Source organism: Piscinibacter defluvii, from assembly GCF_004011805.1.
Lineage (GTDB): Bacteria > Pseudomonadota > Gammaproteobacteria > Burkholderiales > Burkholderiaceae_C > Piscinibacter > Piscinibacter defluvii.
In genome coordinates this window covers 177,915-194,556 of record NZ_RCHJ01000006.1, presented here as the reverse complement: position 1 = coordinate 194,556, position 16,642 = coordinate 177,915, and the positions used below count along the sequence as shown (strand labels likewise).

Below are 16,642 nucleotides of genomic sequence, written 5' to 3'. Positions count from 1 at the left end.
ACTCAGGATAGCGCTGCGTCCGCCGGCGGCGCGGCGAGCAGCTGGTCGACCGCAGCCAGCAGCTGCGCCACGTCCACCGGCTTGGTCAGGTAGAGCGCGAAGCCGGCCGCACGGGCCCGTTCGATGTCCTCGCGCATCGCGTTGGCCGACAGGGCGACCAGCGGCAGCGCGCGCGTGGCCGGCTCGGCGCGCAGGCGCCGGCACAGCTCGATGCCGTCCAGCCCCGGCAGGCCGATGTCGACGATGGCGAGGTCGAAGCGCTCCTGCTGCGCGAGCGCCAGCCCCTGCAGGCCGTCCGTGGCCACCTGAACCGCGATGGCCGGGCGCAGCGCCAGCGCCTGGCGCAGCAGCTCCACGTTGGACGGGTTGTCCTCGACGTACAGCAGGCGGGCCGGCCGCGGCGTCGCCGGCGGCGCGCCGGCCGCCTCGGGCAGCGGGCGCACCTGCGGCGGCTCGGTGCGCGGCAGCGCGACGCGGAAGGTCGCGCCCGCACCGGGTGCCGAGTCGACCGTGATGCGCCCGCCCATCAGCTCGACCAGCCGGCGCGTGATGACCAGCCCGATGCCCGTGCCCTCGATCGCCTCGCCGGGCTGCTCGAAGCGCTGGAACGGCTGGTAGAGCTGCTGCAGCTGCGCCGGCGTGAAGCCGCGCCCGGTGTCGCGCACCGCGAGCACGACGTCGCCGCCCGCGTCGTGGCCGTCCGCCTCGACGCTCACCTCCACCTGCCCGCCCGGGCGGTTGTACTTGACGGCGTTGGACAGCAGATTGGCCAGCACTTGGCGCAGGCGCTTGCGGTCCGCCAGCACCCAGGCCGGCTGCGCGGGCGACGGCGCGGACAGCGTGATGCCGCGCTCGGCGGCCTGTGCCTGCACCAGCGGCAGGCAGCCGGCGACCAGCTCGCCGAGCTCGACCGGCTCGGCCGAGGTGCTCATCGCGCCGGCCTCGATGCGCGACAGGTCGAGCACGTCGTTGATCAGCTCGAGCAGGTGCCAGCCGGCCGACTCGATCTGGCGCACCTTCTTCAGCTCGCCCTCGTTCGCCCGCTGCGAGATCGCCAGCAGCTGCGCGAAGCCGAGGATCGCGTTCAGCGGCGTGCGCAGCTCGTGGCTCATGCGCGAGAGGAAGTCGCTCTTGGCGTGGCTCGCCTGCTCGGCCTGCTCCTTGGCCTGCTGCAGCTGGGCGGTGCGCTCGCGCACGCGGCGCTCGAGCGCCTCGTTGCTGTCGCGCAGCAGCTGCTCGGCCTCGACGTGGCGGGTCACGTCGGTCAGCGTGGCCACCACGGCATAGGGGCGCTGCTGGCCCGGCCGGTACAGCGGCGTGGCGTTGGCGCTCACCCACAGTTCGCTGCCGTCGGGCCGTCGCACCCGGCCCAGCGCGTCGCGCTGCACCTCGCCGGTGGCCAGCGCGTGGGCGGGCGGGCGGTCCTCGGGCCGCATCGGCTCGCCGGTGGGGTCGCGCCAATCGACGCGGCGCGCCGGATCGGCGGCGAGGAACTGCTCGCGCGTCTGGCCCAGCAGGCGCAGCAGGCTCTCGTTGCAGTCCAGCACGCGCAGGTCGGGCGCCATCACGGCCAGGCCCTCGGACAGGGTGTCGATCACCAGGCGCAGGTAGCGCTCGTTGTCGGCGCGCTGCGCGAGCTGGCCCTGCACCGCCTCGGCCATGCGGTTGAAGGCGGCCGACACCTCGTCGAGCTCGCGCACGCCGCTGGGCGGCAGGCGGGTCGAGAAGTCGCCGTCGGCGACGCGCCGGCTGGCCTGCGACAGGCGGCGGAAGCCCGCCGTCAGCCAGGTGGTGGCCAGCGCCAGCAGCAGGGCGCCGGCGGCCAGCACCGCCACGCCGATCGCCAGGCTGTTGCGCCACAGCCGGGCCCGGCTGTCGACCAGGGCGTCGGTGGTGATGCCGAAACGCAGCTCGCCGAGCCGCTGGCCGGCCAGCAGCACCGGCTGGACCGCGCTGCGCAGGCCCGCGCGGGCCGGATCGCCGGCCGTGGCGACACGCTGCCCGCGTGCATCGGCCACCTCGACGAAGGCCAGGTGGCCCTCGGCCGTGTTGCCGGCCACCAGCTCGGCGATGGTCGCGTAGTCGCGTGCGGCCAGCAGCGGGCCGATGGCCGCGCCCAGCAGCGGCCCGTAGGCGGCACGCTCGGCCTCGAAGCGCTCGTCGATGGCCTGCTGCATCAGGCTCTGCGCGTTCCACAGCAGCAGCCCGAGCATCGCCAGCAGCACGGCGAAGCTGCCGAGGAAGTACCGGCTGCGCAGGGTCTGGGGCACGTGGCGAGGGGAGCGTGGGCGACGGCATGGTACGGCATGCCCGTGCGCGGCCCGACCTCGCGCCGGCCGGGCGCCCGCCGGCCGGCCGCGTAACGCGCGCCTAACGCGGTGCGGCGTAGAACCGGGCCTGGCGCCGTACCATGCGGCGCGCCGCCACCCCCCGCCCCATGCTGCTGCGACTGCGCCGATCACCCGAAGCCGTGGATGCCCACGGCGCCGCCCGGCCGCTGGCCGCGCGCGACGCGGCGCTGCTGGCCTGGCTCGCGCTGCAGGGGCCCACCGCACGCAACCGCCTGGCCGCGCTGCTGTGGCCCGACAGCGACGCCGAGGCGGCACGCAACGCGCTGCGCCAGCGGCTCTTCCAGCTCAAGCGCCAGTGCGGCCGCTCGCTGGTGGAAGGCAGCGCCACGCTGGCGCTGGCCGCGGGCGTGACACACGACCTGGACGAGGCCGAGGAACTGCTCGCCGGCCTGCCCGACCCGCCCGAGGGCGAGTTCGCCGACTGGCTGCGCCGCCTGCGCGCCGAGCGCCAGGCGCGCCAGGCGCATGCGCTGGCGCAGCGCGCCGACGCGGCCCAGCAGGCGGGCGACCACGAGGCCGCGCTGGCCGCGGCGCGCGCGCTGCTGGCGCGCGAGCCGCTGTCGGAGGAGGCGCACCGCCGCGTGATGCGTCTGCACTACCTGGCCGGCGACCGCGCCGCAGCACTGCAGGCCTTCGAGCAGTGCGCGCGGCGGCTGCGCGACGAACTGGGCACGACGCCCGGGCCGGACACCCAGGCCCTGCGCGCGACCATCGAGCGTGCCGGCAGCGCGCTCGCCGCGCCGCCGGCGCCGCGCGGCGTGCCGGCGGCGGTGCTGCGCCCACCGCGGCTGGTGGGCCGCGAGCGCGAGCATGCGGCGCTGCACCAGGCCTGGGACCAGGGCCGCAGCGTCGTGCTGACCGGCGACGGCGGCCTGGGCAAGACGCGCCTGGCGAGCGACTTCGCCGCCGAGCGTGGTGCGGTGCTGGTGTCCGGCGCGCGGCCGGGGGATGCCGGCGTGGTCTATGCGAGCTGCTCGCGCCTGCTGCGCCAGCTGCCGCGCGGGGCCTTCGACGGCCTGGCCGCGCCGCTGCGTGCCGAGCTCGGCCGGCTGCTGCCCGAACTCGGCGAACCGGCGCCGCTGCGCGCGCCCGCGGACCGCACGCGCTTCTTCAACGCCGTGGCCGCGGCGCTCGACCTGCGCCGGCTCGGCCTGCAGGGCATCGTGGTCGACGACCTGCACCTGGCCGATGCCGCCAGCATCGAGTTGCTGCAGTACGTGTACGGCGCCGCGCCGGCCTGCTGGCTGCTGTGTGCACGTGCCGCCGAGCTGGGCGCGACGGCGCGCGCCTGGGTCGACACGCTGGCCGCCGGCGGCGAGGCGCTGCTGCTGGCGCTGCAGCCGCTCACGCAGGCCGAGATCGCGCAGCTGCTCGCCGCGCTGGCCATCGAGGGTCTGCAGGGCGAGGCCGCGGCCGCCGCGCTGCTGCGCCGCAGCGGCGGCAACCCGCTCTACCTGCTCGAGGCCGTCAAGGCCTGGCTGCAGCAGGGCGCGCCGGAGGACGGCCTGGCGCGGCTGCCGGCCGGCAGCGGCGTGGCCGGCCTGATCGCGCGGCGCATCGGCCAGCTCTCCGAGCGCGCCGTGCAGCTGGCCCGCTGCGCGGCGCTGGCGGTGCCGGACTTCTCGATCGAGCTGGCGGCCCATGTGCTGGGGCTGCGCACGCTCGAGCTGGCCGACCCCTGGGCCGAGCTGGAGGCCGCCCAGGTGCTGCGCGACGGGGCCTTCGCACACGACCTGATCCACGAGGCCGCGCTCGCCTCGGTGCCGCAGGCGGTGGCGCGCCGGCTGCATGCCGAGATCGCGGAGTTCCTGGCCGGGCGCGGCGGCGAGCCGGCGCGGCTGGCGCGCCACTGGGCCGAAGCCGGGCAGCATGCCGCCGCCGCTCGCGCCTGGCTGGAGGCGGCGGCGCGCTCGCGCGCGGCCGGCCGGGGCGCCGAGCAGGCCGAGCTGCTCGCCGAGGCGGCCGCGTGCTTCGAGCGCGCCGGCGAGGCGCCGGCCCGCTTCGACGCGCTGCTGCAGCGCGCCGCCGTGCTGGCCGGCAACGACAGTGGCGCCCCGGCGCAGGCGGCCGCCGCCGAGCTGACGCGCATCGCGCAGGGGCCGCTGCAGCAGCTGAACGCGCTGGGCGTGCGGCTCGAGCTGGCGATCACCCGCTTCGAGATCGATGCGGCGCTGCAGCTCGCGCCGCAGGCCGTGGAGGCGGCGCGTGCGCTCGGCCGCCTCGACCTCGAGCTGGGCTTCGCGATCGCCTGGTCGGGCGCGCTGGGCGACGCACGCCGCACCGCCGAGGGCGTGGCCGTGCTCGAGCCCTACCGCGAGCCGGCCGAGCGCGAGGTCAAGCTCGAGCAGCGCTGGGAGTACGCGCAGGCCTGGGCGCACGCACTCGACTACGACAACCGCCTGCGCGCCGCGGCGGAGGGCTGGCAGGCCTGCCGGGCGCTCGCGCGCGAGGCCGGCCGGCCCGACTGGCTGTGGCGCGCGTTGTCCAACGCCGCCGCCACGCTGGCCAAGACCGGGCGGGTGCGCGAGGCGGTCGAGCTGTCGCGGCAGGCGCGCCAGGTGGCCTTGTCCACCGGGGAGGTTGGCCGGGTTCGGCTGCTGCAGATGCAGGCCCCGCACGCGCACCGCCTGCGCGACATCGGCCACTACGACGAGGCCCTGCCGCTGCTCGAGGAGGTGCTCGCGGGTTACCGCGAGCAGGCCTCGGCGAGCGACCTGACGATGGCCGAGCAGCGCCTCGCGCTGCTGTTCATGCAGCTCGGCCAGCCGGCCCGCGCGGTGCCGCTGCTGGCCAACGAGCGGGCCGGCGTGCCGCCCGGCGTGGCGATGTTCCACCAGGTGCTGCGCGCCGAGCTCGCGCGCCAGCTCGGGCAGGAGGCGCTGGCGACCATGCGCGCGGCGCTGTCCATGCTGCCGAACCCCGACGACGTGTACCACCGCATCGCGACGCTGTTCGCCACGGCCGTCGTGCCGCCCGACGAGGCCGAGGCGCTGGCCGTCAGCCTGGCCGCCTGGGCCGGCCTGAAGGAGCGTTTCGGGCTCGCGCTGTCGGGCCATGTGCGCGCCGCCGCGGCCGCGCTGCGCCAGGGTGCGGCGGCCCGTGCGCTGCCGCATGCCGAGGCCGCGCTCGCCCTGGCGCGCGAGCACCAGCCGGAGAGCTTCTACCTCGGCGAGCTGTGGCTGGTGGCGGCCCGGGTGCAGGCCGCGCTCGGCCACGACGCGCTGTCGCGCCAGCTCGCCGCCGACGGCCGGGCCTGGGTGATGGGCCTGCACGATGCCCATGTGCCGCCGGCCTTCCGGCACAGCTTCCTGCACCGCAACGCGGTCAACCGCGAGCTGCTCGCGCTGGCGGCCGGCGCTGCGGTAACGGTGGCGTAACGGGGTGGCGCCTACAAAGGCGCCAGGGCCTGCACCGCGGGCCGACCCTCTGCCGGAGCCGACCATGAACACCCCACGTCACCGCTCAGCCCCCTCCCGCGGCGACGCCGACCTGCGCTTCCTGCGCCGCCTGCTGGCGGCGGTGGCGGCCGGCGCGCTGCTGCTGCTCGCGTGGAACCAGCAGCGGCCGCTGGGCGGGCTGTGAGGAGCGCGGGTCAGGGCGCCGGCGGGCGGATGAAGATCTCGACGCGCCGGTTCTGCGCCCGGCCGGATTCGGTGCTGTTGTCGGCCACCGGCTCGTTCGGGCCGCGGCCGTCCTGCGTCAGGCGCGTGGGGTCGACGCCCTTGCTCGACAGGTAGCTGGCCGCGGCGCGGGCGCGGTCCATCGACAGGCGCTGGTTCAGCGCGGCCGAGCCGGTGTTGTCGGTGTGGCCGATGATGTTGCCGGTCACGCCGCAGTACTCGGTGATGGTCTTGGCCACCGAATCCAGCGTGCTGGCGAAGTCCGGCGTGATCTCGGCGCTGCCGGTCCTGAACATGATCGAGCCCGGGATGTTGAGCTTGACCGAGCCGTCCTGCTGCTCCGTCATGCCCATCATGGAGTTGTACTTGGAGCCGGCCAGCGCGCCGGCCAGCGCGCCGATCAGGATGCCGTTGCGCGCGCCCACCGATGACTTCTTCGCCGCGGCGCTGCCAATCAGCCCGCCGGCCACCGCGCCGATGCCGGCGCCGATGGCGGCGTTCTTGGTGTTCGAGTTGGCCGGCGCGTTGCCGCCCAGCGGCTTGCAGCCGGCCTGGCCGGCGGTGGAGATCTGCTGCGGCTGCTGCTGCTGCGGCATCGTCTGGCAGGCGGCCAGGGCGACGGCGGACAGGCTGACGAGGGCGATGCGGCGGACGGACATGGAAACCTCCCTGGGACGGTGCGGCCGGACACGGGCCTGGATCGACGCTCGCACGAGTATAGGCAGCGCGTCGTGAAGGTCTGACGTGCGACCCTGCGCCGGGTCAGGATGCGTGCAATTTGCGGCGCCGGGGAGCAGTCGCCGGCACGACGACCTCTCTCCCCGCGACGGTCTTAGAGGCCGGCTGCGGCGCGCAGCGCAGCCGCCTTGTCGGTCTTCTCCCACGAGAACTCGGGTTCTTCGCGGCCGAAGTGCCCGTAGGCCGCGGTCTTCTCGTAGATCGGGCGCAGCAGGTCAAGCATCTGGATGATGCCGCGCGGCCGCAGGTCGAAGTGTTCGTTCACCAGCGCGGCGATCTTGTCGTCCGGGAGCACGCCGGTGCCCTCGGTGTAGACCGTCACGTTCATCGGCTTGGCCACGCCGATCGCATACGCCACCTGGATCTGGCACTGGCGCGCCAGGCCGGCGGCGACGATGTTCTTGGCCACGTAGCGCGCCGCGTAGGCGGCCGAGCGGTCGACCTTGGTCGGGTCCTTGCCCGAGAACGCGCCGCCGCCGTGCGGGCAGGCGCCGCCGTAGGTGTCGACGATGATCTTCCGTCCGGTCAGGCCGCAGTCGCCCTGCGGGCCGCCGATCACGAAGCGACCGGTCGGGTTGATCAGGTAGCGGGTGCCGTTCAGCCACTCCTTGGGCAGCACCGGCTTGATGATCTCCTCGACCACCGCCTCGACGAACGAGGCCTTCATCTTCTTCGGCGTCTCGCTCTGGTCGGGGCTGTGCTGCGTCGACAGCACCACGGTGTCGATCGAATGCGGCTTGCCGTCGACGTAGCGCATCGTCACCTGGCTCTTCGCGTCCGGGCGCAGGAAGGGAAGGCGGCCGTCCTTGCGCAGCTGGGCCTGGCGCTCGACCAGGCGGTGCGCGTAGTAGATCGGCGCGGGCATCAGCTCGGGCGTCTCGTCGCAGGCGTAGCCGAACATCAGGCCCTGGTCGCCGGCGCCGGTGTTCAGGTAGTCGTCGCTGGCGTGGTCCACGCCCTGCGCGATGTCGTTGCTCTGCTTGTCGTAGGCCACCAGCACCGCGCAGCCCTTGTAGTCGATGCCGTACTCGGTGTTGTCGTAGCCGATGCGCTTGATGGTGTCGCGCGCGACCTGGATGTAGTCGACGTGCGCGTTGGTCGTGATCTCGCCGGCCAGCACCACGAGGCCGGTGTTGGTCAGCGTCTCGGCGGCGACCCGGCTCTTCGGGTCCTGCTTGAAGATCGCGTCGAGGATCGCGTCCGAGATCTGGTCGGCCACCTTGTCGGGATGGCCTTCGGAGACGGATTCGGAAGTGAAAAGGAAGTCGTTCGCCACTCGTAAACTCCAGACAGGTTGCAGACGCGTTGCCGGCCTGTGACTTTGGGGAGGAGCGGCGAACGCTTTAGCGGATTTTGTGAGTCGCCCCGCAAGTAGTTCAGTAACTCGGCGACGCCCGGATTTTAGTCGATGCTTTCCTTGTTTCGCTGGCTCTCGCGCCGCCCGTTGTGGCTTCTTCACGCCCTGGGATGGGGGGTCGGCTGGCTCACCTGGGCGCTCTCGCCCACCTACCGCCGGCGCCTCGCCGCGCTGGCGGCACAGGCCGGCATCGCGCCGGGGGCGCGCCGCGCCGCGGTGGGCGAGGCGGGCCGCATGGCCCTGGAGCTGCCGTTCCTGTGGCTGCGGCCGGCCGAGCAGCCGCTCGGGCCGCTGCTGCGGGTCGAGGGGGCGGAGCTGGTGGACGCCGCGCACGCGGGCGGCCGCGGCCTGGTGCTGCTGACGCCGCACCTGGGCTGCTTCGAGATGTGCGCGCAGGCCTATGCCGAACACTTCGCGGCGCGCTACGGCCCGATCACGGTGCTGTACCGGCCGGCGCGCAAGGCCTGGCTGCGCGAGGTGACCGAGGCCTCGCGCGCGCGGCCCGGGGTGGCCACGGCGCCGGCCTCGCTGGCCGGCGTGCGGCAGATGATCCGCGCGCTGCGGCGTGGCGAGGCGGTGGGTCTGCTGCCCGACCAGGTGCCGCCCGAGGGGCAGGGTGTGTGGGCCCCGTTCTTCGGGCGCGAGGCCTACACCATGACGCTGGCCGCGCGCCTGGTGCAGCAGACCGGTGCGACGCTGCTGCTGGTGTGGGGCGAGCGGCTGCGCCACGGGGCGGGCTACGTGGTGCGCTTCCAGCCGATGAACGAGGCGCTGCCGGCCGACCCGGCCGCTCAGGCAGAATCCGCCGCCGTCGTGAACCGCGCGATGGAAGCGCTGATCCGGCAGTGCCCGCAGCAGTACCTGTGGGGCTACCACCGCTACAAGGCGCCGCGCGCGCAACCCGCCGAATAGAACCAGGGGACCTGTTGGGAACACGCCTGCTGCTGGGCCTGCTGTGGCTGCTGCACGGGATGCCGCTGGCAGCCCAGGCGGCCGTCGGCCGCGCGCTCGGGTGGTTGCTCTACCGGCTCGCGCGCTCGCGCCGCAAGGTGGCGCTGCGCAACCTCGAACTCTGTCTGCCCGAGCTCGACGCGGCCGCGCGCGAGCGCCTGGCGCGCGAACATTTCGCCTGGCTCGGGCGCAGCCTGCTCGAGCGCGGGCTGCTGTGGTGGGCGCCGCGCGAGCGGCTGAAGCGGCTGATCCACGTCGAGGGCGAGGTCGACCTGGCCGAGCGCAGCGAGCGGCCGGTGATGTGGCTGGTGCCGCACTTCCTGGCGCTCGACGTGGCCGGCGCCGCGGTGCTGCTGTTCCAGAAGCGCCGCGGCGCCTCGATCTACCAGCAGCAGAGCAACCCGGTGATGGACGAGGTGATGCGCCGCGGCCGGCTGCGCCTGGGCAACGCGGTGATCTTCCCGCGCAGCGACTCGGCCAAGCCGCTGATCAAGGAGATCCGCCAGGGCACCGGCTTCTTCAACCTGCCGGACATGGATTTCGGCGCGAAGGACGCCGCCTTCGTGCCCTTCTTCGGCGTGCCGGCGGCCACGCTGCTTGCGCCCAGCCGCATGGCGAAGCTGCTCGACATGGTGGTGCAGCCGGTGATCGCGGAAATGCTGCCCGGCGGTCAGGGCTACCGCGTGCGCTTCCTGCCGCCGCTGGAAGGCTTCCCGAGCGAGGACGCGCTGGCCGACACCGCGCGCCTGAACCGCTGGATCGAGGAGCAGATCCGCGCCAACCCGGCGCAGTACCTGTGGGTGCACAAGCGTTTCAAGACGCGGCCCGAGGGCGAGGCCTCCTTGTACGGATAATGTCCGCATGCGAGTGCGCTTCACCAAGATGCAGGGCGCGGGCAACGACTTCGTCGTGCTCGACGCCACGCGCGCGCCGCTCGAGCTGACGCCCGAGCAGCACCGCCGCCTGGGTGACCGGCGCTTCGGCGTCGGCGCCGACCAGATCCTCGTGGTCGAGAAGAGCGCGACGCCCGGCGTCGACTTCCGCTACCGCATCTTCAACGGCGGCAGCGGCGACGAGGTCGAGCAATGCGGCAACGGCGCGCGCTGTTTCGTGCGTTTCGTGCTCGACAAGGGCCTGACCGACAAGCGCACGGTGCGCGTGGAGACCATGAACACGCTGCTCGAGCTGCGTGCGCAGGACGACGGTCGTGTCACGGTGGACATGAACGCGCCGGTGTTCGACCTGCCCGCCGTGCCGTTCGAGCCCCATGGCCTGCACCCGCGCGAGCACAACGGCTTCGCGCTCTGGCCGGTGCCCGTGGGCGGCCGTATCGTCGAGCTGGCGGTGCTGTCGATGGGCAACCCGCACGCGGTGCAACTGGTCGGCGACGTCGACACCGCGCCGGTCGAGGCGCAGGGTCTGCTGATCGAGCGCGACGTGCACTTCCCGCGCCACGTCAACGCCGGCTTCCTGCAGGTGGTCGACCGGTCGCACGTGCGGCTGCGCGTCTACGAGCGCGGCGCCGGCGAGACGCTCGCCTGCGGCACCGGCGCCTGCGCGGCGGTGGTGGCCGGCATCCGGCTCGGGCTGCTCGACCGGCGCGTCGAGGTCGAGGCGCGCGGCGGTCGGCTCACCATCGAGTGGGCGGGCGGCGATTCCCATGTGTACATGACCGGTCCGGCACAGACCGTCTTCGAAGGAGAGATCGAGCTGTGAGCGGACGCATCGACGGGATCACCGAGCAGGACATCGCCGAGTACCTGGCCAACAACCCGGCCTTCTTCGAGCGCCACGCCGAGCTGCTGGGCAGCGTGCAGCTGACCAGCCCCTACGGCCAGCGCACCGTCTCGCTGCAGGAGCGGCAGATGGAAATGCTGCGCGACAAGATCAAGGGCCTGGAGGGCAAGATCATCGAGATGATCCGCCACGGGCAGGAGAATGTCGCCATCGCCGACAAGCTGCACCGCTGGACGCGCACGCTGATGCTGACCGCCAACGCGGGCGACCTGCCCGACGTGCTGGTGGGCGAGCTGAAGCACCAGTTCCTGATCCCGCAGGCCGGCATCCGCATCTGGGGCGCGGCCGACGCGTTCGCCGGGCTGCCGTTCACGCGCGAGGTCAGCGCCGACATCAGGAGCCTGGCCGGCAGCCTGACGCTGCCCTACTGCGGGGTGAACTCCGGCTTCGAGGCCGCACAGTGGCTGGACGACCCGGCCACGGCGATGTCGCTGGCGATGATCCCGCTGCGCCACGGCGCGACGATCGACGCCTTCGGCATGCTGGTGCTGGCCTCGCCCGACCCGACGCGCTATACGGCCGACATGGGCACCGAATTCCTGCAGCGCATCGGCGAGCTGGCGAGCGCGTGCCTGTCGCGGCTGCTGCCGGTCCGCTGAGGCACGTCGTGGACGACGACATCGTCCGGCACCTGCAGTACCTGGAAGTCGAGCGCCGCCTGGCAGCACGCACGCTCGCAATGTACGGCGAGGCCTTCGAGCGGCTGCGCGGCTTTGCCGCGAAGCAGCCGGTCGAGCTGCGCGCCGTGCAGGTGCACCACGTGCACCGCTGGGCCGCGCAGCTGCATTCGCAGGGCCTGGCGCCGCGCAGCATCGCGATCCAGCTGTCGGCCTGGCGCGGGCTGTACCGCTGGCTGGGCCGCAGCGGGCTGGTGGCGCTGAACCCGGTCGACGGTGTGCGCGCGCCCAAGGCCGGCAAGCCGCTGCCCAAGGCGCTGGCGGTGGACCAGGCGGTGGCGCTGGCCGATCACCGCGCGGCCGAGGCCAACCCGCTGCTCGACGCGCGCGACCACTGCATCGTCGAGCTGCTGTACGGCTGCGGGCTGCGCGTGGGCGAGCTGGTCGGGCTCGATGCCGCGCCGGGCCCGCAGGCGGCCGGCTGGCTCGATCTGGCCGATGCCAGCGCGCACGTGCTCGGCAAGGGCAGCAAGCGGCGCACGGTGCCGGTCGGCCAGGCGGCGATCGCGGCGGCGCGGCACTGGCTCGAACTGCGGGCGCAACTCGCGCGGCCGGACGAGCCCGCGCTTTTCGTCAGCACCCGCGGCACGCGGCTCACGCCCAGCCAGGTGCGCTCGCGGCTGAAGTCACGCGCGCTGCAGGCCGGGCTGCCGACCCATGTGCACCCGCACATGCTGCGCCACTCGTTCGCCACGCACCTGCTGCAGTCCAGCGGCGACCTGCGCGCGGTGCAGGAGCTGCTGGGCCACGCCAACATCACCACCACGCAGGTCTACACCCGGCTGGACTTCGGCCACCTCTCCAAGGTCTACGACGCGGCCCATCCCCGCGCCCGACGCAAGTAGTGCGGACATGAAGACGATCACGCTGCGCGAGGGCAAGGAGCGTTCCCTGCTGCGCCGCCACCCCTGGGTGTTCCAGGGCAGCGTCGCCAAGGGCAAGGCCGACCCGGGCGAGACGGTGCGTGTGGAGGCGAGCGACGGGCGTTTCCTCGCCTGGGCCGCGTACAGCCCGAGCTCGATGATCCGTGTGCGCGTCTGGAGCTTCGACGAGGCCGAGCGCATCGATGCCGCCTTCTTCGAGCGCCGCATCGCGGCCGCGCTGGCGCTGCGCGCGCGGCTGCCGATCGCCAGCGACGGCGTGCGCCTGGTGCACGGCGAGGCCGACGGCCTGCCGGGGCTGATCGTCGACCGGTACGCCGGCGTGCTGTCGGCGCAGTTCCTCTCCGCCGGCACCGAGCGCTGGAAGGCGGTGATCGCCGATGCGCTGCTGGCCGCCACCGGGCTCACGCGGCTGTACGAGCGCAGCGATTCCGGCGTGCGCCAGCTCGAGGGCCTGGCCCCGGCCAGCGGCTGGCTGCGCGGCGACGGCGACACCGCGGTGACGATCGCCGAACACGGCTGGCGGCTCACGCTCGACGTGGCCGAAGGCCACAAGACCGGCTTCTACCTCGACCAGCGCGACAACCGGAAGCTGTTCGCCGACACCGTGCGGCACTTCGGCTTCGCCCGCGTGCTGAACTGCTACTGCTACACGGGCGGCTTCAGCGTCGCGGCGCTGGCCGGCGGCGCGCAGGAGGTGGTGAGCGTGGACTCGTCGGCGCCGGCGCTCGAGCGCGCGAGCGCGCACGTGGCGCTGAACGGCTTCGACGCGGCGCGCCACCAGGCGCTCGACGCCGACGTCAACCACACGCTGCGCGAGATGCTCAAGCAGGGGCGCAGCTTCGAGGCCATCGTGCTCGACCCGCCCAAGTTCGCGCCCACCGCCGCACATGCCGAACGGGCCGCGCGGGCCTACAAGGACATCAACCGCCTGGCCTTCAAGCTGCTCGCGCCGGGCGGGGCGCTGTTCACCTTCTCCTGCTCGGGCGGCGTGGGGCCGGAGCTGTTCCACAAGATCGTGGCCGGCGCCGGGCTCGACGCCGGCGTGGACGGCATCGTCTACGCCCGCCTGGCCGCCGCGCCCGACCACCCGCAGACCATCACCTTCCCCGAAGGCGAGTACCTCAAGGGCCTGGTGGTGCTGAAGTCGGCAGGCTGAGGCGCGGCGCGAACTTCGCGCGAAACACGCTGAAGAAGGCCTTCAGGTTGCGCACGTTCGCGTCCTGCGTGAACAGCTGCTGCACCAGCGCGTGGTAGGCCGGCATGTCGGCCACCTGCAGCACGAGCACGAAATCCGGCCCCGGCGAGACGCGGTAGACCTGCTGCACCGAGGGCTCGGCCACCGCGCGCGCCTCGAACGCGGCCAGGTGCTCGGCGCCCTGCCGGTCGAGCGTGACCTCGACGATGGCCGTCAGCCCGGCGCCCAGCCGCTCGGGCGAGAGCAGGGCCACCAGCGACTCGATCACTCCCGACTCGCGCAGCCGCTTCACGCGCCGCAGGCAGGTGGCCGGCGAGGTGTGCACCGCGGCCGCCAAGGCCTGGTTGGTCAGCGAGGCGTCGGCCTGAAGCATGTCCAGGATGCGCAGGTCGGTGGCGTCGAGCGTGATTTTTTCGGCAATCTCAGCCATATCCTGTGAAAGGAATGTTCACCGCGATCAGGGGGTGGCTGAATATTCCATGGAAGCGCCTAATTTGCAATCACCAGTCGTCGGAGGCTGCCTAGCATCCGAGCCCAGTCGAACCAGCGAGGAACCTGCCCATGTGTGGAATCGTCGGCGCCGTCAGCACGCGCAACATCGTCCCGGTCCTGATCGAGGGCCTGCGGCGGCTCGAGTACCGTGGCTACGACTCCTGCGGCGTGGCCGTGCATCAGGCCGGCGCGCTGCGCCGCGCCCGCAGCACCTCGCGCGTGGCCGAGCTGGAGGCCAACGTCAAGACCGAGGAGGTGCAGGGCGGCACCGGCATCGCCCACACCCGCTGGGCCACGCACGGTGCGCCGGCAGTGCACAACGCGCACCCGCACTTCTCGCACGGCGCACGCGCGGCCGCCGGGGCGCCGGGGCGCATTGCGCTGGTGCACAACGGCATCATCGAGAACCACGACGAACTGCGTGCCGAGCTCAAGGCCAAGGGCTATGTGTTCGACAGCCAGACCGACACCGAGGTCATCGCCCACCTGGTCGACCATCTGTACGAGGGTGACCTGCTCGACGCCGTGCAGCGCGCCGTGGTGCAGCTGCGCGGGGCCTACGCGATCGCGGTGTTCTGCCGCGACGAGCCGCACCGCGTGATCGGCGCGCGCGAGGGCTCGCCGCTGGTGCTGGGCATCGGCACCGGCGAGCGCGCCGGCGAGAGCTTCCTGGCCAGCGACGCGATGGCCCTGGCCGGCGTGACCGACCAGATCGTCTACCTCGAGGAAGGCGACGTGGTCGACCTGCAGCTGGGCAAGCACTGGATCACCCGGCGCGGCGAGAGCGGCCGCTTCGAGGCCGTGCAGCGCGAGGCGCGCACCGTGCATGCGCACACCGGCGCGGCCGAGCTGGGGCCATACCGGCACTACATGCAGAAGGAGATCTTCGAGCAGCCCCGCGCCATCGCCGATACGCTGGATGCGGTCGAGGGCATCACGCCGGAGCTGTTCGGCGACGGTGCGTACAAGGCCTTCAAGGAGATCGACAGCGTCCTGATCCTCGCCTGCGGCACCAGCTACTACAGCGGCTCCACCGCCAAGTACTGGCTCGAGAGCATCGCGAAGATCCCCACCAGCGTGGAGATCGCGAGCGAGTACCGCTACCGCGACAGCGTGCCGAACCCGAAGACGCTGGTGGTGACCATCACGCAGAGCGGCGAGACCGCCGACACGCTGGCCGCGCTGAAGCATGCGCGCTCGCTGGGCATGAAGCACACGCTGACCGTGTGCAACGTGGCGACGAGCGCGATGGTGCGCGAGTGCGAGTTCGCCTACATCACGCGCGCCGGCGCCGAGATCGGCGTGGCCTCGACCAAGGCCTTCACGACGCAGCTGGTCGGCCTGTTCCTGCTCACGCTGGCGCTGGCGCAGGTGCGCGGCCGCCTGAGCGACGCGCAGGAGGCCGAGCACCTGAAGGCGCTGCGCCACCTGCCGGTGGCGGTGCAGGCGGTGCTGGCGCTGGAGCCGCAGGTCGTGGCCTGGAGCGAGGCCTTCGCGCGCAAGGAGAACGCGCTCTTCCTCGGCCGCGGGCTGCACTACCCGATCGCGCTCGAGGGCGCGCTCAAGCTCAAGGAGATCAGCTACATCCACGCCGAGGCCTACCCGGCCGGCGAACTGAAGCACGGCCCGCTGGCGCTGGTGACCAGCGCGATGCCGGTGGTGACCGTGGCGCCGAACGACGCGCTGCTCGAGAAGCTGAAGAGCAACATGCAGGAGGTGCGCGCGCGCGGCGGCGAACTGTTCGTGTTCGCCGACGGCGACACCCGCATCGAGAACAGCGAGGGCGTGCACGTGATCCGCATGCCCGAGCACTACGGCGCGCTCTCGCCCATCCTGCACGTGGTGCCGCTGCAGCTGCTGGCCTACCACACCGCCTGCGCACGCGGCACCGATGTCGACAAGCCGCGCAATCTGGCGAAGAGCGTGACGGTGGAGTGAGCGCGGTGGGTGCTGTGGCCAGGTTGAAGTCATGGAGATCGAGCGCATCGAGATCCGCCTGATTCGGGCGCCCTTTGACATGGCTGCTTCGGTCAGGCTTCGGGTTGACGCGGAAGCCGTTCGTACGTCCAGTGGCAGATCAGCATGGCCGATGCATCGCCGGGAAATCAGTGGAGCACGGCGGCGCCGTGGGGGGCGTTGGCCGCCACTGTAGAGTCGGCGGTGTTCGATCTTCGAGCCGCCAACAAGTCCAGCATGCCAGGCACCGTCCTAGAAAAGCGGCACGCGGCCGCGGCGTTGAGCGTCGTCGTTCCACGCCCGCATCCGGTACTCCAGGTCGACATGGTTTGCCGCTTCGGAAAAATAGGCGGTCATCTCGTCGATCCACAAGTGCTGCCACCAGCGCTGCAAGGCCCGGAGCAGGCGCATCGCCGCGCGCCGTGGTGCCGCCGGCGGGGCGACGCCGTACTGCGGCACGGCAGCATGGGAGTTCAGGTTCACGTGCTTGGCTGATCTCTGTTGGTCAGACGCGAAATCGGTTGCGCTTCGCGATTCCGGGGATGCGGACATGGCCCGGGCGGGGTATGGGCGCGCTCCGGATGCATTCGCTGCAGCAGGTTGGACCGATGCAGCCAGGCTGAG

The 16,642-nt window shown here is 72.8% G+C and carries 14 protein-coding genes; 9 read left to right on the top strand and 5 right to left on the bottom strand.

Annotated features, from left to right (window positions below):
* Positions 1-2 precede the first annotated feature (2 nt).
* The gene (locus tag D9C15_RS18575) at positions 3-2,270 is read right to left on the bottom strand and encodes an ATP-binding protein (RefSeq protein ID WP_127999950.1); all 2,268 of its coding nucleotides are present in this window, start codon (positions 2,268-2,270) and stop codon (positions 3-5) included.
* A 167-nt stretch (positions 2,271-2,437) separates the two neighbouring features.
* Between D9C15_RS18575 and D9C15_RS18570 the strand changes: the two genes are divergently transcribed.
* Positions 2,438-5,728, top strand: a complete 3,291-nt coding sequence (locus tag D9C15_RS18570) for an ATP-binding protein (protein ID WP_164886776.1) — start codon at positions 2,438-2,440, stop codon at positions 5,726-5,728.
* Between the two features lie 64 nt (positions 5,729-5,792).
* Positions 5,793-5,933 carry a hypothetical protein gene (locus tag D9C15_RS33455; RefSeq protein ID WP_164886775.1) on the top strand — a complete coding sequence of 47 codons (141 nt, stop codon included), beginning with the start codon at positions 5,793-5,795 and terminating at the stop codon, positions 5,931-5,933.
* Positions 5,934-5,943: 10 nt separating this feature from the next.
* Here the strand turns inward: D9C15_RS33455 and D9C15_RS18565 are convergent, their stop codons facing one another.
* Together D9C15_RS18565 and metK are read right to left on the bottom strand one after the other, a co-directional pair.
* A complete protein-coding gene (locus D9C15_RS18565; RefSeq protein WP_127999948.1) occupies positions 5,944-6,630 on the bottom strand; it encodes an OmpA family protein in 687 nt (228 codons plus the stop codon).
* Positions 6,631-6,803: 173 nt separating this feature from the next.
* A complete protein-coding gene (metK, locus tag D9C15_RS18560; RefSeq protein ID WP_127999947.1) occupies positions 6,804-7,985 on the bottom strand; it encodes a methionine adenosyltransferase in 1,182 nt (393 codons plus the stop codon).
* Between the two features lie 132 nt (positions 7,986-8,117).
* Here metK and D9C15_RS18555 point away from each other — a divergent pair, with 132 nt between their 5' ends.
* The 6 genes from D9C15_RS18555 to D9C15_RS18530 are packed head-to-tail and all read left to right on the top strand — an operon-like array spanning position 8,118 to position 13,531.
* Complete coding sequence (locus D9C15_RS18555) at positions 8,118-8,978, top strand: lysophospholipid acyltransferase family protein (RefSeq protein WP_127999946.1); 861 nt, start codon at positions 8,118-8,120, stop codon at positions 8,976-8,978.
* Positions 8,979-9,037: 59 nt separating this feature from the next.
* Positions 9,038-9,871 carry a lysophospholipid acyltransferase family protein gene (locus D9C15_RS18550; RefSeq protein WP_128000127.1) on the top strand — a complete coding sequence of 278 codons (834 nt, stop codon included), beginning with the start codon at positions 9,038-9,040 and terminating at the stop codon, positions 9,869-9,871.
* A gap of 7 nt (positions 9,872-9,878) precedes the next feature.
* Entirely contained in the window at positions 9,879-10,733 is an 855-nt protein-coding gene (dapF, locus tag D9C15_RS18545; protein ID WP_127999945.1) for a diaminopimelate epimerase, read from the top strand.
* Positions 10,730-11,413, top strand: a complete 684-nt coding sequence (locus D9C15_RS18540) for a DUF484 family protein (protein ID WP_127999944.1) — start codon at positions 10,730-10,732, stop codon at positions 11,411-11,413. Before dapF ends, D9C15_RS18540 begins: the two co-directional genes overlap by 4 nt.
* An 8-nt stretch (positions 11,414-11,421) precedes the next feature.
* Entirely contained in the window at positions 11,422-12,336 is a 915-nt protein-coding gene (locus tag D9C15_RS18535; protein ID WP_240668460.1) for a tyrosine recombinase XerC, read from the top strand.
* Between the two features lie 7 nt (positions 12,337-12,343).
* Positions 12,344-13,531, top strand: coding sequence for a class I SAM-dependent rRNA methyltransferase (locus tag D9C15_RS18530; RefSeq protein WP_127999943.1), 1,188 nt, complete (start codon positions 12,344-12,346; stop codon positions 13,529-13,531).
* On the opposite strand, the gene D9C15_RS18525 is transcribed toward D9C15_RS18530, so the two are convergent.
* Complete coding sequence (locus D9C15_RS18525) at positions 13,497-14,000, bottom strand: Lrp/AsnC family transcriptional regulator (RefSeq protein WP_127999942.1); 504 nt, start codon at positions 13,998-14,000, stop codon at positions 13,497-13,499. The two genes, D9C15_RS18530 and D9C15_RS18525, sit on opposite strands and share 35 nt — an antisense overlap.
* Before the next feature lie 131 nt (positions 14,001-14,131).
* On the opposite strand from D9C15_RS18525, the gene glmS reads away from it, so the two are divergent.
* Positions 14,132-16,000, top strand: coding sequence for a glutamine--fructose-6-phosphate transaminase (isomerizing) (gene glmS / locus D9C15_RS18520; protein ID WP_127999941.1), 1,869 nt, complete (start codon positions 14,132-14,134; stop codon positions 15,998-16,000).
* 270 nt (positions 16,001-16,270) lie between these two features.
* Here glmS and D9C15_RS18515 read toward each other — a convergent pair whose 3' ends face one another.
* Positions 16,271-16,501, bottom strand: a complete 231-nt coding sequence (locus D9C15_RS18515) for a hypothetical protein (protein WP_127999940.1) — start codon at positions 16,499-16,501, stop codon at positions 16,271-16,273.
* Positions 16,502-16,642: the final 141 nt, after the last annotated feature.

Excerpts from the sequence above, each read along its gene's own strand:
- D9C15_RS18530 (WP_127999943.1), top strand. The coding sequence starts at position 12,344 with ATGAAGACGATCACGCTGCGCGAGGGCAAGGAGCGTTCCCTGCTGCGC.
- dapF (WP_127999945.1), top strand. The coding sequence starts at position 9,879 with ATGCGAGTGCGCTTCACCAAGATGCAGGGCGCGGGCAACGACTTCGTC.
- D9C15_RS18565 (WP_127999948.1), bottom strand. The coding sequence starts at position 6,630 with ATGTCCGTCCGCCGCATCGCCCTCGTCAGCCTGTCCGCCGTCGCCCTG.
- D9C15_RS33455 (WP_164886775.1), top strand. The coding sequence starts at position 5,793 with ATGAACACCCCACGTCACCGCTCAGCCCCCTCCCGCGGCGACGCCGAC.
- glmS (WP_127999941.1), top strand. The coding sequence starts at position 14,132 with ATGTGTGGAATCGTCGGCGCCGTCAGCACGCGCAACATCGTCCCGGTC.
- D9C15_RS18570 (WP_164886776.1), top strand. The coding sequence starts at position 2,438 with ATGCTGCTGCGACTGCGCCGATCACCCGAAGCCGTGGATGCCCACGGC.
- D9C15_RS18550 (WP_128000127.1), top strand. The coding sequence starts at position 9,038 with ATGCCGCTGGCAGCCCAGGCGGCCGTCGGCCGCGCGCTCGGGTGGTTG.
- D9C15_RS18555 (WP_127999946.1), top strand. The coding sequence starts at position 8,118 with ATGCTTTCCTTGTTTCGCTGGCTCTCGCGCCGCCCGTTGTGGCTTCTT.
- D9C15_RS18525 (WP_127999942.1), bottom strand. The coding sequence starts at position 14,000 with ATGGCTGAGATTGCCGAAAAAATCACGCTCGACGCCACCGACCTGCGC.